Here is a 13,944-nt window from a genome sequence, read left to right on the forward strand (position 1 = left end):
ATTTGTATCAGCCTTTTAACTGGACCGCAGCGTACAACTTTACGCAAGTGAATTTTGCGATTGGTTTAGAAGTAGGAAATGCGGCGCAGCGTCCAATGTGGAATGCCGATAGTTTCTTTGGTCAAACGTTTGGTAAGTCATATAACTTAATGAAATAACTCGGTTTGACCTGATACAAAAAAGCCGCTTCGGAATTTTTCTAAAGCGGCTTTTTCATATGCTCTACACAAGGTTATACAAAGTATAGACCCTTGATACCACTCCATTGTTCAGCGAATAGTTCTGTTGGTTTACGGGCAAATTCACTACGGATAAAATTACTGATACGACCGTCGGCATAACATACCAGTAAGCTCGCTAGTACAGCCTCATCAACCGGTAACGTTTTTCCATCACGCACACGACGTTCACGTAGAACTTGTTTTAGCTGCGTTTCTAATCGCTCAAATATTTTCGCCACACGGCCTCGTAATTTATCGCGCTCGCCAGTTAAGGCGTCACCATGAAGAATGCGCGCAATACCGGGATTCTTTTCAGCAAAACCTAGCACTAAGTGCATGATTAGCTGACAACGATTAGCGGTATCTTTTTCATCAGTAATGATTTTATTAATACGCGTAAACAAGGTTTCTTCCACAAAATCAATCAAGGCTTCAAACATTTTCGCTTTACTTGGAAAGTGGCGATATAACGCCGCTTCAGAAACACCAACTTGTTCTGCTAATTTCGCTGTAGTGATGCGTTGACCGTTATTGCTCTCGAGCATACTGGCGAGGGTCTGTAAAATTTGTGCGCGGCGATTATTTTTTTTAGCAGTTGCCATAAATGGATCCTTGTACCAATTGAATGCAAGTTAATTAGTGATTACTTACGTGTTGAGCCACTATTTTAAGCAGTTCTTTTGCTAATGCAAGTTTATCTTGTTTAGGTAAGACAATCTGTGCATCTGCGGTAAAAACGGTTAATGCATTATCGCTTTGGTTAAAACCAATATCCGATTGAGATACATCATTTGCAGCGATCATATTCAGTTTTTTCCGCGTTAATTTATCTTTTGCGTAATGCTCTACGTCATGCGTTTCAGCGGCAAAGCCAACGGTAAACGGGGGAGAAGATAATGCAGCAACATCCGCTAAAATATCGGGGTTTTTGACCAGGCTAATCGTCATTTCATCAGCACTTTTCTTTAATTTATGGTCCATAACATTAGCGACACGATAATCTGCAACAGCGGCGCACGCTATAAATATATCACCAGCATTCTCTATAGCATGTAATGCGGCTGTATGCATATCTAGGGCGCTAGTCACTGAGATGAATTTACATCCTGTAGGAGCTGGCAAAGCGACGGGTCCTGAGATCAATGTCACTTGAGCTCCCAGAGCTAATGCTTGAACAGCCAGACTGTAGCCCATTTTACCGCTGCTGTGATTGGAAATATAACGTACCGGGTCAATGGCTTCACGTGTAGGACCCGCGGTGATCACGATATGTTGACCGGATAAAGGAAGTGGTTCAGAGCTGGCAACCTCGATGCTTTGTGTTGAAGCGAGCACTGGCATATCGACGAGTGCTTGGTCTAACATGTTAGCAATTTCGTGAGTCTCTAGCATTCGCCCATAGCCTATATCGCCACAGGCCTGCTCCCCTGAAGCAGGGCCAAATAATGTAATGTTCCGTTGAGTTAATATATTGAGATTGTCTTGAGTGGCCTGTGCGGCCCACATTTGTTGATTCATGGCCGGCGCAAGAAAAACAGGAGCATTTGTGGCTAAAACAAGGGTCGTGAGCAAATCATCGGCTAAGCCGTGAGCTAATTTCGCGATACAATGAGCAGTGGCAGGGGCAATCAAAAGCACATCAGCCCAGCGTGCTAGTTCAATATGTCCCATGCCTGCTTCTGCTTCAGGGTCAAGTAAGTGCTGGTGGACAATATTCCCACTAACAGCCTGTAACGATAGTGGCGTAACAAACGCTGAGGACGATGGGGATAGGACTACACGGACAGTGGCCCCAAGGCCAGTTAGTTTTCTGACTAAGTCAGGCGCCTTGTAGGCAGCAATACCACCTGTAACACCTAGTAACACATTCACATTCTGTAATGCCATAAATTCTGCTTCACTTACCTGTGACCGAAACAAACGTTGCATCGGTGCTATTGAATCAATGCATTATCTGTATTAATCGCAGTTTTGCCAACACTTTTTTAATTAGGGAGTCTTTCTATGCAAACATCTAGTCGGGGTCATATTAGTCAATGGAGTGATAGTCAATTGCTCGGCGTGATCTTACAACAGCGTCATTCTAGCGAAAATAGTCAAGCCTTAGCGGAAACGCTACTGACTGAGCTTGGATCATTACATGGCGTGTTAAATGCGAGTCAAAATGCATTTTGCGATATACCTGGAGTAGGGCCACAAAAATATAAACGGTGCCAGGCTGTGGTGGAACTTCACAAGCGCACAGGGGCGCAACATGTTGAACGCATGATGAAACTCGATTCTGTTGATGAAAGTAAAGCATTCTTTATTAGCCAACTTCAATATTACCCTCAAGAGCGCTTTGCGGTTGCACTATTGAATAACCAGCATGAATTTTTGCATTACAAGGAATTATTTAGTGGGACGATTAATGCTGCGTCCGTATATCCTCGAGAAATTGTAAAATATGCACTGGATTACAATGCCGCCAATGTCATACTTGCGCATAATCATCCTAGCGGCACCCCTGAGCCGAGTCAGGCTGATATCGCGATTACGCAGCGAATTCGTCAAGCTTTAGATTTAATAGATGTACAAGTGTTGGATCATATTGTGGTAGGCGCAGGAAATGCGGTATCATTAGCACAAAGAGGCTGTTTGTCTTAATTATAAAGGTTTAGCGGCTATTTACTTAGATTTCTGCGGCACAAATAATTAAAGTAAATACACGAAATAGTTTGCTTTTAAGTTTTAAATACTGTATAAAATGCGCCCTCTTATTCGGAACTCTGTGGATAAATCCGATATAGGTTTCGATAATTATTAAAGTTGTTCTGGAGACAAATACTATGGCTAAAGTATGTCAAGTAACAGGCAAGCGTCCTGCAGTCGGTAATAACCGCTCACACGCTCGTAACGCGACTCGTCGTCGTTTTTTACCAAATTTACAAACTCACCGTTTTTGGGTTGAGTCTGAAAACCGTTTCGTTAAATTACGTCTTACTCCAAAGGGTATGCGTATTATCGATAAGAAGGGCATCGATTCAGTTTTAACTGAAATGCGTGCTCGTGGCGAGAAAGTATAAGGAATTAGATTATGCGTGATAAAATTAAATTAGTATCTACTGCTGGCACTGGTTTCTACTACACCACAGATAAGAACAAACGTAATATGCCTGGCAAAATGGAGATCAAAAAGTTTGATCCTAAAATTCGTCAGCACGTGATGTTCAAGGAAGCTAAAATCAAATAATTTGTTTGGTTTTGTCTCCACGAAAGCCCGGTTTATGCCGGGTTTTTTGCTTTCTAAATAAACGATTTTTCTGATGTATACAGTCAACCTAGCCTGTGACTACCTTTGTGTTGCGTTGTTCTATATACTCGATTTATGACAACACTACATTTAGTATAGGTGACCAAACGTGCCAGAATTACCTGAGGTTGAAGTTAGCCGACAGGGCATAGAGCCCGGATTAGTCGGACAAACCATCGAAAGTATTCAGATCCGTACGCCGAAATTGCGCTGGCCAGTACCTACTGAGATCTTGTCTACTCATGGACACGTAATCCGAAGTGTGACCCGTCGTGCCAAGTATCTGTTTATTAATACCGATGTCGGTAGTGTGATTTTGCATTTAGGTATGACAGGGTATCTCAGAGTATTTTCTCAAAACACACCACTGAAGAAACATGATCACCTTGATATTAATCTCACTAACGGTCAATGTTTGCGCTTTAATGATGCGCGTAAATTTGGTGCATGTTTATGGCAAGGGGTTGATGATGAACCTCATGTGCTTATTAGTGCGTTAGGTCCTGAGCCATTAACCGATGATTTTACCATTGATCACCTCTATACGCGTGCTCAGGGTCGAACCTGTACCGTTAAGCAATTCATCATGGACAATAAGCATGTGGTTGGTGTGGGGAATATCTATGCTAATGAAGCTCTGTTCTTAGCTAAAATAGCTCCTAAGCGGGCTGCTGGTAAAGTCAGCAAGGCACGTTATGCTACATTAACCGGATATATCAAAGAAGTCCTTGCCGCAGCGATAGCGCAAGGAGGCACGACCTTAAAAGATTTTTCTCAAGTAGATGGCAATCCGGGGTATTTTCGACTGCATTTGAATGTGTATGGCCGCAGTGGTGAACCATGTAGACGTTGTCATACCCCGATTAAATCGCAGATGATTGGGCAGCGCAATACTTTCTGGTGTCCTAGCTGCCAACGTTAATTACGGTTGAGTGATATGCAGTCGGCTTAATAATGCGGCTTTGACGACGGGATGTACGAACTGTGAAACATCACCATGATGTAAAGCCACTTCCTTAACCAAAGTCGAAGAAATAAACGAGTTCTCTTCTGCAGGGGTTAAAAAAACACTTTCTAAATTCGGGTTTAAACGTCGATTCATATTCGCTAACTGAAATTCATATTCAAAATCCGATACGGCGCGCAGACCACGAATCAAAACTGTCGCATTTTCATGTTGTGCAAAATCGGCTAACAAGCCAGTAAAGCCTTTGACTTCAACATTAGGTAAATGATGAGTGATTTCGGTGATCATTTCGACGCGCTCTTCGAGACTGAATAACGGTTTCTTCGTCGGGTTTGATGCGATTCCCACAATAATATGTTCAAACATATCGGCCCCACGCTCAATTAAATCGGCATGACCATTAGTAATGGGATCGAATGTTCCAGGATAAATAGCACGAGTTTTCATCAACAATCCTTGAAGGGAATAGTGGGTCAAAGGGCAAAGGTAGCCAACTGTGGACAAGGATGCAACTAAAAATCGGTTTAAAGATACTTAAATCTAATGATATTGCCTGAAGACGAATACGGTGAGCGTTATTCGTCAGTGTTATTCATTACCAATATGTAAATATGCCAATTGCAGAGATAAAGCCTGTGTAAAATCAGTTACCTCACCCTTGCCGAGTTGTAATGCGTCGGGGTGCTGTTCGATAAATGCGATGTAACCATTGAGCAATGCAGTCCAATCATCAGAGGAGACATGGTATCCACTGTGCAGACGCTGCTTTTTACGTAACGAGCGAGCTAATCGAGATAGATTATCTTCAGCGATGAGTTGTAATGAAGCGTTACCGACCCAGCTACATTTATCAAAATCAATTAACCACACTTTACCCTGGTCATCGAGCATTACGTTTTCGATGTTGAGATCATGATGATTAACACCTGACAAATGCATGTGAGCAATTTGTGCGCCCAAGGCTTGCCAATGTTCAATAAGCACATTTTGCGTGAGTAAAAAACCATGAAAATCCTTGGCCTGCGGGATTTTTTCTAAGAGAATACTGTTGCGGTAAACCCATCCAAATACCGATAATGGGAATACACCGTGACGGGTAATTAAACCGGCTATTGGCTTTGGCACCGCAACACCTTGGTGATAGAGATAATCAAGTAAGGCGATTTCACGATACACTCTAGTGCGTTCAATCTGTCCAAACCAAAATGAACGTTTGATCCATTTACCAATCATGCCGCCACGCAGATAAGCGCGCAACACCATTTCGCTCACACCTTGACGAATGAAATATGTGATCCCGCGACCCGAATTGCTCCCTATTATTTGATTGTTATCTTTCCAGTAGTTAGCATCAAACCATACTCTCGTGGGAACTGAACGAAGTAAACGAACACTTGATGCGTCGGCATTCGGGGCAATCAATGTGTAGCGCCCATCAGAAGAAGCCGATATTTGCCATTGTTGTGAATTAAGAATATTAGGATCGTGTTTCATCGTCGTAGAGTGCTTAGTAGGTCGACATTATCAGGCATTGTACGAAAAAATATGCTATAACGCTGTAAATTTTCCAGTATTAAATGTGTTCTATGTCACGAACTTCACCTCAATCTATTTGTATTATGCGTTTATCAGCCATTGGAGATGTGTGTCATGCAGCGGCAATGATCACTCGTATTACGCGAGCTTGGCCGGAGTGCAAGATCACATGGGTGATTGGCAAGATTGAATATCAATTAGTTCAAGGTATGCCACATGTTGAATTTATTGTGTGTGATAAAAAGCACCCACAGGCCAAAGCGCAACTAAAAAGTGCATTGCAAGGACGTGAATTTGATGTGTTGCTGATGATGCAAGTGGCCCTTCGTGCCAATTGGTTATCAACAGTCGTTAAAGCAAAAAAACGCATTGGCTTTGATTGGGCTCGCGCCAAAGAAGGCCACTGGTTATTCACTAATCGCCGCATCGCCGCTACACAACATACACATGTATTAGATGGCTTTATGCAGTTTGCCGATGCTATCGGGGTGCCTAGTCAACCATTGGCGTGGGATATCCCAATTCAAGCCTCTGATCGTCAATGGGCGTATGATCAAGCCCAAGCATTTGGGCCATTTGTGATTATTGCGCCTGCAGCATCAAAAGCAGAACGCAACTGGACCGCATCAGGGTATGCCGAAGTTATGCAGCGCCTAATCAAAACAGGTATTACGCCGGTGTTATGTGGCGGTCCTGGACCTGTAGATGCTCAAATCTCGGCAGATATCACAGCGAGTATATCAGCCCAAGATCAGTGGACTAATTTAGTGGGGCAAACCAGTCTGAAACAAATGCTAGCATTGATGTCTCATGCTCAATGTGTAGTTGCTCCTGATACTGGACCTGCACATATGGCCACAACCGTTGGTACCCCAGTGGTCGGTTTATATGCCCATTCAAACCCCTTACGAACTGGTCCGTACTTATCATTAGATCACACTATCAGTGTTTATGATGAAGCGATAGAGCAACAATTCAAGCGTCCTTGGCACAAACTCCCCTGGGGCACTCGAGCCAAAGGCAAAGACTTAATGCATGGGATTGATGTTGAAAAAGTCTGGATGACTATGAGTCAAATAATTGAGCAACAAAGCACATCAGTAAAAGCGTAAACAGCGTCGCTTTTTGACTATGTATGGCAACTTTTTTATAAAAAATGTGGCAGTTTTACCCATTTTTAACGTTTACCCTATATCCCTAGTCCATAGTGTTTTAAAATTAGTAAAAATGATAATAACGACAGATGGAGTATTACGATGCCAAAGAGTTTCGAGTGCCACCTACAACACCAAATCGATGAGATCACCGCTCAAGGTCTCTACAAAAAAGAACGGGTTATTACCTCACAGCAGCAAGCCGATGTGTCTGTAGGCGAGCAAGAGGTCATTAATTTTTGCGCTAATAATTACCTTGGTCTTGCGAATCATCCTGATTTAATTGCAGCAGCGAAAGCGGGTTTAGACTCGCATGGATTCGGTGTCGCTTCGGTGCGCTTTATTTGTGGCACTCAAGATATTCACAAAACATTAGAAGATAAAATTTCTGCTTTCTTAGGTATGGAAGATACGATTTTGTATCCTTCTTGTTTTGACGCGAATGGCGGGTTATTTGAGACGATCCTGACCGCTGAGGATGCGGTTATATCGGATGCATTGAATCATGCCAGTATTATTGACGGGGTGCGTTTGTCCAAAGCGAAACGTTACCGTTATGCGAATAATGATATGGCGGCATTAGAAGCTCAGCTACAACAAGCAACAGCAGATGGTGCACGTTATAAACTGATAGCCACCGATGGTGTGTTTTCGATGGATGGGGTGATTGCTAATCTCAAGGGCATATGCGATTTAGCAGATCAATACGATGCGATGGTCATGGTGGATGATTGTCATGCGACAGGATTTGTCGGTGAACACGGGCGTGGCTCACACGAGTATTGTGATGTATTGGGACGAGTAGATATTATGACGGGCACGCTAGGTAAAGCGCTAGGCGGCGCATCAGGAGGTTATACTTCGGGTAAAAAACCTGTGATTGATTGGTTACGTCAACGTTCCCGCCCATACTTGTTCTCAAACTCTGTTGCACCTCCGATTGTGACAGCGGCCATCAAAGTGTTTGATATGATGGCATCAGGCGATGATCTACGTGCCCAATTAAACGCAAATTCACACCACTTCCGTTCACGCATGAGTGAAGCGGGCTTTACCTTAAGCGGTGCAGATCATGCGATTATTCCTGTCATGTTAGGCGATGCTAAACTTGCATCACAGATGGCAGATAAATTATTGGAGCGGGGTATATATGTGGTCGGGTTTTCTTTTCCGGTGGTACCACAGGGTCAAGCCCGTATTCGTACCCAAATGTCAGCAGCACACACATTGGCACACGTCGATGCGGTAGTAGATGCGTTTATTGACGTGGGGCGCGAGCTAGGAGTTATTGCATGAAATCGTTAGCCAAATTATATGATAAGCCTGGGATCTGGCTGAATGATGCTCCGATGCCAACATTTGGACCAAATGATTTATTGATCAAAATTCGGAAGACCGCTATCTGCGGCACGGATATGCATATTTATAATTGGGATACGTGGTCACAAAACACGATTCCAGTACCTATGATTGTTGGTCATGAGTATGTGGGTGAAGTGGTCGATATGGGCAGTGAAGCAAAAGGGTTTAGCAAAGGCGATCGCGTATCTGGAGAAGGTCATATTACGTGTGGCCATTGTCGAAATTGCCGCGCGGGTAGACGTCATTTATGCCGTAATACCGAAGGCGTTGGGGTGAATCGCCAAGGCGCTTTTGCGGAATATTTAGTGATCCCTGCGTTTAACGCATTTAAGATCCCCGATAATATTAGCGATGAATTAGCCGCTATTTTTGACCCATTTGGCAATGCGGTACATACCGCTTTATCATTTGATTTAGTCGGTGAAGATGTACTGATTACTGGTGCTGGACCGATTGGGATTATGGCGGCTGCAGTCGCAAAGCATGTGGGTGCGCGACATGTTGTAATCACAGATATTAATCCATATCGTTTAGCTTTAGCTCAAAAGATGGGAGCAACTCGAGCCGTTGATGTGTCTCAAACGTGCCTTCAAGATGTCATGAATGAATTAGGTATGACCGAAGGCTTTGATGTTGGATTAGAAATGTCCGGTGTGCCGGTGGCATTTAGTGATATGCTTGCCAAAATGAATCACGGTGGCAAAATTGCCATGTTAGGTATCCCGCCAGAGAATGTGTCGATCGATTGGAATCAGGTCATTTTTAAAGGCCTAACTATCAAAGGTATCTATGGTAGGGAAATGTTCGAAACTTGGTATAAGATGGCTAGCTTAATCCAAAGTGGGTTAGATCTTGAGCCTATTATCACGCACCAAATGAGTGTCGATCGATTTGCCGATGGATTTGAGATTATGAATTCAGGTAAATCAGGAAAAGTGATCTTAACGTGGTAAGATAACTATTCACTTGTATTGTTAAAATATAAAATTTAGGAAAGAAGACGACATGGTCGACTACAAAATCATTAATGTAGATAAAGCGAAGGAAATGATCGAATCTGGTAACGTCCAGGTGGTCGATATCCGCGATGAGCAGGTATTCAATCAAGCGCATATCCCCAATTCCATGCATCTGCACAGCGGGATAATGGCGCAATTTTTACAAGAGACTGATGAAGATACTCCGGTTATTGTGACCTGTTATCACGGGATCAGTAGCCAACCAGCTGCGCAATATATTGCTGAACAAGGTTATACACAAGTCTATAGTTTGGAAGGTGGCTTCACCCAATGGCAAGGCGTTTATCCTGAAGAGATAGCTTCGATTGCTGAATAACCTTTCAATGTTGATAAATTAATTATGTTTACATTGGTGTGTTTTAGCAGTCCTCAGCCAGCTTACACCTTAGTGGATTACCTTTCTTCACAGCACATAAGTGGTGTCGTAAGTAAGAGTGAAGAACAGTATTGTGTCGAGCTTGTCAACGAAGCCGACATGGCGCAAGCACAAATCATTACTGCGCATTTTATTAATGCGCCGCATGATCCTCGTTACCAAGCTGCGAGCTGGGATAATGATAATCACCAATTATATACATCTCGCTCAGGCAATAACTCATCTATATTCAACCGGCTTTTCAATCGACAATCTAAGTCTCAATTAACCCGTTATCCGCTGACTTATTTGATTATGTTGGTGAACATAGTCGTGTTTGGCATGATGATAGTGAGTATTGAAACACGTCTGTGGGTCGATTCAAGGCTGTTCATTGCACCTATACATGAGCTACAACAAACGGGTCAATGGTGGCGCCTATTAACACCAAATTTTTTGCATTTCTCTGGGATCCATATCACATTTAATTTGTTATGGTGGTGGATCTTAGCGCGTCCGATTGAACAGCACCTTGGTAAAATAAGTCTAGTCATTACTTTTCTAATTATTTCTTTCAGTGCCAATATAGGTCAGCTGTATGTGGATGGGCCTAATTTTGGTGGTATGTCGGGTGTGGTGTATGGTTTGCTGGGCTTTACTTGGTGGTTGGGGTGGTTAAAACCCCAATGGGGCTTTAAGATCCAAACACAGATCGTAGGATTTATGCTGGTATGGCTCATGATTGGCTATGCAGATGTGTTATTTGTATCCATGGCCAACACCGCGCATTCACTTGGGTTAGTATCTGGATGTTTACTTGCACTGGGATGGGCAAAAATGGGACGCTCAAAATAGATTTTTTATTCTATCGGTAAATCCGGTAAGATCTTGTTGTGTTGATATATGAAGAGGTAAGTGGTGACTCAACCAGTTGAATTACAAGGTGTTAAATTAAAAGGGACTGTATCAAAAGGGACTGTGCGTTTTGATACACCTTGGTATGCCGCTGAGCAATTAACCGATGTTGTTAATGCGTTGCCTATTTTACCGAGTCAACATACTCAAAACTGGTTACTCAATATTGAGTCTTTGACCGAACGTCTGACTCAGTGCTGTACAACATTTACAGTCGATGTGTTAACGCAAATGACAACTGAGCCTCAATCTGATGAGCTGAATTTGATACAACAGTCAGATCAGACTGAAGCGGTAGTGCGCGAGGTGGTATTACGAGGTGATAGTCATTCGTGGGTATTTGCCCGTTCTGTATTCCCTGATGAGTTAACCCAAGATGTGCTTAATGACATAGGCGCGCAGCCTTTGGGCAAACTCCTGTTTAACGATCCCCGTTTCCAACGCCAACCATTCATGGTGTCAAAGTTCCAGGCTGATGATCAATTTGTGTCATATTTACTTGCACAAGGCGTGGTGAATGCTGCTCACCTGGCCAATCATTTTAAGCAACATCATGCTATATGGGCACGTCGGTCTGTATTTATTTATACCTCGGCCAATGAGACTAGGGCACAGAACAAATCCCATTCTAAGCATCATATTTTGGTCAGTGAAGTCTTTTTACCTGGAGCGCCTGCGTATGTCTAATTTAGCTTCGCCCTCGACTGAATCAACGTCGACTCTGAAAGGGTTATGGTTATTAATGCGTATGGATAAGCCAGTCGGTATTTATCTATTGCTATGGCCTACTTTATGGGCGTTATGGTTAGCCTCTTTAGGCATGCCTGAGGTTGATGTTTTAGTCATTTTTGTACTGGGTGTCGTGGTGATGCGAGCAGCAGGTTGCGTGATCAATGATATCGCAGATAGGAAAATCGATGGTCATGTAAAACGTACTCAAGCGAGACCGTTGATCAGTGGTGCGGTTAGCTTAAAGCAAGCATGGCTGTGTTTCTTCGGGTTATTGCTGCTTGCCTTATTACTAGTGCTACAACTAAATATTCAAACGGTGTACTTGTCGTTTGTCGCTGTCTTATTAGCATCAGCATATCCCTTCATGAAACGCTATACACAGCTTCCTCAGGTCGTATTAGGCGCGGCATTTAGTTGGGCGATACCTATGGCATTTATGGCGGTGAACCAACATGTGCCGAGTTGGATTTGGTGGTTATATGCGGCCAATTTAGCGTGGACCGTGGCCTATGATACGCAATACGCGATGGTCGATCGAGATGATGATTTGAAAATCGGAGTGAAATCTACGGCGATTTTATTTGGCAGCTATGACCGATTATGGATCGGCGTATTGCAGCTTATTACTATAGGGTGTTTGGCTATAATGGGTACGCTACTGCAGTTACCGTGGCCCTTTTGGCTAGGCGCTGGATGTATGGCGCTGATGTTTATTTACCATCAACGCCTCCTAAAAAGTCCTACTCGAGAGGCATGTTTCAAGGCGTTCATCCAAAATCACTGGGGCGGATTAGCCCTCTGGCTGGGTCTCGTCTTCAGCTTTCTCTAGGGCATCTAAACGTTGTTCTAAGACCATTAGCTTTTCGCGGGTGCGCAGTAATACTTGGGATTGTACGTCAAATTCTTCACGAGTCACGATGTCCATGCGTGCAAGCTGAGCTTGGATGACTTGTTTGACTTTACCTTCGGTTTCCTCCGCCATTTTCTTCATGCCATCTGGCATAGAATCGGTGATCGATTTGGCGAATTCTTCAATTTTCTTTGGATCAAGCATGGGCTTTCCTTTTACGACAGTGCTGATTAACGTATTGGCATTGTAACCTGATGAGCTGAAGTTTCAATGCAATATTTGTGGGAAGCGAGGATGTTAATCAGTTACAATATACCCTATGAAATTAAATCCAGCTCAAGACCAAGCCGTTAAATTTATCTCTGGCCCATGCCTCGTACTAGCAGGTGCCGGAAGTGGTAAAACGCGGGTCATTACCAACAAAATCGCTCATTTAGTGCGAGAATGTGAGATGCCTGCGCGTTTTATTGCAGCAGTCACCTTTACGAATAAGGCTGCTCGTGAAATGAAAGAGCGGGTCGCTCAGACATTAACAAAAGCAGAAGCTCGAGGCTTAAAAGTCTCGACCTTTCATACGTTAGGTTTAAATATCATTAAATCCAATGTAAGGCCGCTGGGCTTAAAACCTGGTTTTTCATTATTTGATGATAAAGACACAATGGCGCTCCTTAAAGATTTGACCGAAGTCGAATTTGATGGTGATAAAGACCAGTTGAAACTGTTGCAATCGTGTATATCAAACTGGAAAAATGATCTGTTATTACCTGAGCAGCTGCTGAACACCGCTCAGTCTCCAGCTGAAAAACAATTTGCAGTCTATTACCAACAATATCAAAATCACCTCAAAGCATATAATGCATTGGATTTTGATGATTTAATCTTATTACCGACGTTGTTGTTAAAACATAATGAAGAAGCGCGTAAAAAGATCCAATCAAAGATCAAATATTTGCTGGTGGATGAGTACCAAGACACCAATACTTCCCAATATGATTTAGTGAAGCTCTTGGTGGGCGAGCGACGTCGTTTTACTGTCGTTGGCGATGATGATCAATCCATTTATTCATGGCGTGGAGCACGACCAAAGAATTTGCAGTTACTCCAAGAAGATTTTCCAGAACTGAATGTCATTAAGTTAGAACAAAATTATCGCTCATCACGACGCATTTTACATTGTGCAAATATCCTAATTCAAAATAACCCACATATTTTTGATAAGACCCTTTTTAGTGAATTAGCCTATGGTGAATCGCTTAAAGTCGTGGTGGCAAAGAATGAAGATCATGAAGCGGAGCGAGTGATTGCTGAATTGATCGCGCATAAGTTCATTAATAATACAGACTTTAAAGATTATGCGATTTTATATCGCGGAAATCACCAGTCACGTGTCTTTGAAAAGCTATTAATGACCAACCGGATCCCCTATAAAATCAGTGGTGGGACTTCGTTTTTTGGGCGAGCTGAAATCAAAGATATCATGGCGTACTTACGCTTAGTAGTAAACCAAGATGATGATAATGCGATGCTCCGGATCATTAATA

17 protein-coding genes are annotated in these 13,944 nt (G+C 43.0%); 12 read left to right on the plus strand and 5 right to left on the minus strand.

The genetic code is table 11. The features are described from left to right. Positions 1–232 precede the first annotated feature (232 nt). A complete protein-coding gene (gene slmA / locus G2999_RS04260; RefSeq protein WP_010179085.1) occupies positions 233–823 on the minus strand; it encodes a nucleoid occlusion factor SlmA in 591 nt (196 codons plus the stop codon). A gap of 34 nt (positions 824–857) precedes the next feature. Further along, positions 858–2,108: a bifunctional phosphopantothenoylcysteine decarboxylase/phosphopantothenate--cysteine ligase CoaBC gene (gene coaBC, locus G2999_RS04265; protein WP_010179087.1), complete on the minus strand. Its 1,251-nt coding sequence runs from the start codon at positions 2,106–2,108 to the stop codon at positions 858–860. A 117-nt stretch (positions 2,109–2,225) separates the two neighbouring features. On the opposite strand from coaBC, the gene radC reads away from it, so the two are divergent. From radC to mutM, 4 genes are all read left to right on the plus strand, one after another. Then, positions 2,226–2,867, plus strand: a complete 642-nt coding sequence (gene radC, locus G2999_RS04270) for a DNA repair protein RadC (RefSeq protein ID WP_010179089.1) — start codon at positions 2,226–2,228, stop codon at positions 2,865–2,867. Between the two features lie 182 nt (positions 2,868–3,049). Beyond that, on the plus strand, positions 3,050–3,286 hold the full coding sequence (rpmB, locus tag G2999_RS04275) for a 50S ribosomal protein L28 (protein WP_010179091.1): 237 nt from the start codon (positions 3,050–3,052) through the stop codon (positions 3,284–3,286). Positions 3,287–3,297: 11 nt separating this feature from the next. Further along, entirely contained in the window at positions 3,298–3,453 is a 156-nt protein-coding gene (rpmG, locus tag G2999_RS04280; RefSeq protein ID WP_010179093.1) for a 50S ribosomal protein L33, read from the plus strand. Positions 3,454–3,622: 169 nt separating this feature from the next. Continuing rightward, positions 3,623–4,435, plus strand: a complete 813-nt coding sequence (gene mutM / locus G2999_RS04285) for a bifunctional DNA-formamidopyrimidine glycosylase/DNA-(apurinic or apyrimidinic site) lyase (protein ID WP_010179095.1) — start codon at positions 3,623–3,625, stop codon at positions 4,433–4,435. Here the strand turns inward: mutM and coaD are convergent, their stop codons facing one another. Together coaD and G2999_RS11810 are read right to left on the minus strand one after the other, a co-directional pair. Beyond that, positions 4,436–4,927 (minus strand): pantetheine-phosphate adenylyltransferase, encoded by a 492-nt coding sequence (coaD, locus tag G2999_RS04290; protein ID WP_010179096.1) that lies wholly within the window; start codon positions 4,925–4,927, stop codon positions 4,436–4,438. A gap of 141 nt (positions 4,928–5,068) precedes the next feature. After that, a complete protein-coding gene (locus G2999_RS11810) occupies positions 5,069–5,974 on the minus strand; it encodes a 3-deoxy-D-manno-octulosonic acid kinase (RefSeq protein ID WP_010179098.1) in 906 nt (301 codons plus the stop codon). Between the two features lie 92 nt (positions 5,975–6,066). Here G2999_RS11810 and G2999_RS04300 point away from each other — a divergent pair, with 92 nt between their 5' ends. From G2999_RS04300 to ubiA, 7 genes are all read left to right on the plus strand, one after another. Next, complete coding sequence (locus tag G2999_RS04300; protein WP_010179100.1) at positions 6,067–7,128, plus strand: glycosyltransferase family 9 protein; 1,062 nt, start codon at positions 6,067–6,069, stop codon at positions 7,126–7,128. Between the two features lie 144 nt (positions 7,129–7,272). Continuing rightward, the gene (locus G2999_RS04305; protein WP_010179102.1) at positions 7,273–8,466 is read left to right on the plus strand and encodes a glycine C-acetyltransferase; all 1,194 of its coding nucleotides are present in this window, start codon (positions 7,273–7,275) and stop codon (positions 8,464–8,466) included. After that, complete coding sequence (tdh, locus tag G2999_RS04310; protein WP_010179104.1) at positions 8,463–9,485, plus strand: L-threonine 3-dehydrogenase; 1,023 nt, start codon at positions 8,463–8,465, stop codon at positions 9,483–9,485. The genes G2999_RS04305 and tdh overlap by 4 nt, the downstream gene beginning before the upstream one ends. 52 nt (positions 9,486–9,537) lie before the next feature. Next, positions 9,538–9,867 (plus strand): thiosulfate sulfurtransferase GlpE, encoded by a 330-nt coding sequence (gene glpE / locus G2999_RS04315; RefSeq protein WP_010179106.1) that lies wholly within the window; start codon positions 9,538–9,540, stop codon positions 9,865–9,867. Between the two features lie 24 nt (positions 9,868–9,891). Beyond that, complete coding sequence (gene glpG, locus G2999_RS04320; protein ID WP_010179108.1) at positions 9,892–10,761, plus strand: rhomboid family intramembrane serine protease GlpG; 870 nt, start codon at positions 9,892–9,894, stop codon at positions 10,759–10,761. 63 nt (positions 10,762–10,824) lie between these two features. Further along, the gene (locus G2999_RS12590) at positions 10,825–11,508 is read left to right on the plus strand and encodes a chorismate lyase (RefSeq protein ID WP_198006085.1); all 684 of its coding nucleotides are present in this window, start codon (positions 10,825–10,827) and stop codon (positions 11,506–11,508) included. Continuing rightward, the gene (gene ubiA / locus G2999_RS04330) at positions 11,501–12,382 is read left to right on the plus strand and encodes a 4-hydroxybenzoate octaprenyltransferase (protein WP_010179111.1); all 882 of its coding nucleotides are present in this window, start codon (positions 11,501–11,503) and stop codon (positions 12,380–12,382) included. Before G2999_RS12590 ends, ubiA begins: the two co-directional genes overlap by 8 nt. Here the strand turns inward: ubiA and G2999_RS04335 are convergent. Continuing rightward, on the minus strand, positions 12,344–12,607 hold the full coding sequence (locus tag G2999_RS04335; protein WP_010179113.1) for an accessory factor UbiK family protein: 264 nt from the start codon (positions 12,605–12,607) through the stop codon (positions 12,344–12,346). The genes ubiA and G2999_RS04335 overlap by 39 nt on opposite strands. Positions 12,608–12,722: 115 nt before the next feature. Between G2999_RS04335 and G2999_RS11820 the strand changes: the two genes are divergently transcribed. Continuing rightward, positions 12,723–13,944: UvrD-helicase domain-containing protein (locus tag G2999_RS11820; RefSeq protein ID WP_010179115.1), on the plus strand; the 1,222-nt coding region annotated here is incomplete at its 3' end.

Origin of the sequence: Glaciecola sp. HTCC2999 (assembly GCF_000155775.1) — a bacterium.
Classification (GTDB): domain Bacteria; phylum Pseudomonadota; class Gammaproteobacteria; order Enterobacterales; family Alteromonadaceae; genus Opacimonas.

What these genes read in the sequence shown, in the direction of transcription:
- glpG (WP_010179108.1), top strand. Translation starts at nt 9,892, where the DNA reads ATGTTTACATTGGTGTGTTTTAGCAGTCCTCAGCCAGCTTACACCTTA.
- glpE (WP_010179106.1), top strand. Translation starts at nt 9,538, where the DNA reads ATGGTCGACTACAAAATCATTAATGTAGATAAAGCGAAGGAAATGATC.
- rpmG (WP_010179093.1), top strand. Translation starts at nt 3,298, where the DNA reads ATGCGTGATAAAATTAAATTAGTATCTACTGCTGGCACTGGTTTCTAC.
- coaBC (WP_010179087.1), bottom strand. Translation starts at nt 2,108, where the DNA reads ATGGCATTACAGAATGTGAATGTGTTACTAGGTGTTACAGGTGGTATT.
- G2999_RS04300 (WP_010179100.1), top strand. Translation starts at nt 6,067, where the DNA reads ATGTCACGAACTTCACCTCAATCTATTTGTATTATGCGTTTATCAGCC.
- slmA (WP_010179085.1), bottom strand. Translation starts at nt 823, where the DNA reads ATGGCAACTGCTAAAAAAAATAATCGCCGCGCACAAATTTTACAGACC.
- rpmB (WP_010179091.1), top strand. Translation starts at nt 3,050, where the DNA reads ATGGCTAAAGTATGTCAAGTAACAGGCAAGCGTCCTGCAGTCGGTAAT.
- radC (WP_010179089.1), top strand. Translation starts at nt 2,226, where the DNA reads ATGCAAACATCTAGTCGGGGTCATATTAGTCAATGGAGTGATAGTCAA.
- G2999_RS04305 (WP_010179102.1), top strand. Translation starts at nt 7,273, where the DNA reads ATGCCAAAGAGTTTCGAGTGCCACCTACAACACCAAATCGATGAGATC.
- ubiA (WP_010179111.1), top strand. Translation starts at nt 11,501, where the DNA reads ATGTCTAATTTAGCTTCGCCCTCGACTGAATCAACGTCGACTCTGAAA.
- coaD (WP_010179096.1), bottom strand. Translation starts at nt 4,927, where the DNA reads ATGAAAACTCGTGCTATTTATCCTGGAACATTCGATCCCATTACTAAT.
- G2999_RS11810 (WP_010179098.1), bottom strand. Translation starts at nt 5,974, where the DNA reads ATGAAACACGATCCTAATATTCTTAATTCACAACAATGGCAAATATCG.
- G2999_RS04335 (WP_010179113.1), bottom strand. Translation starts at nt 12,607, where the DNA reads ATGCTTGATCCAAAGAAAATTGAAGAATTCGCCAAATCGATCACCGAT.
- tdh (WP_010179104.1), top strand. Translation starts at nt 8,463, where the DNA reads ATGAAATCGTTAGCCAAATTATATGATAAGCCTGGGATCTGGCTGAAT.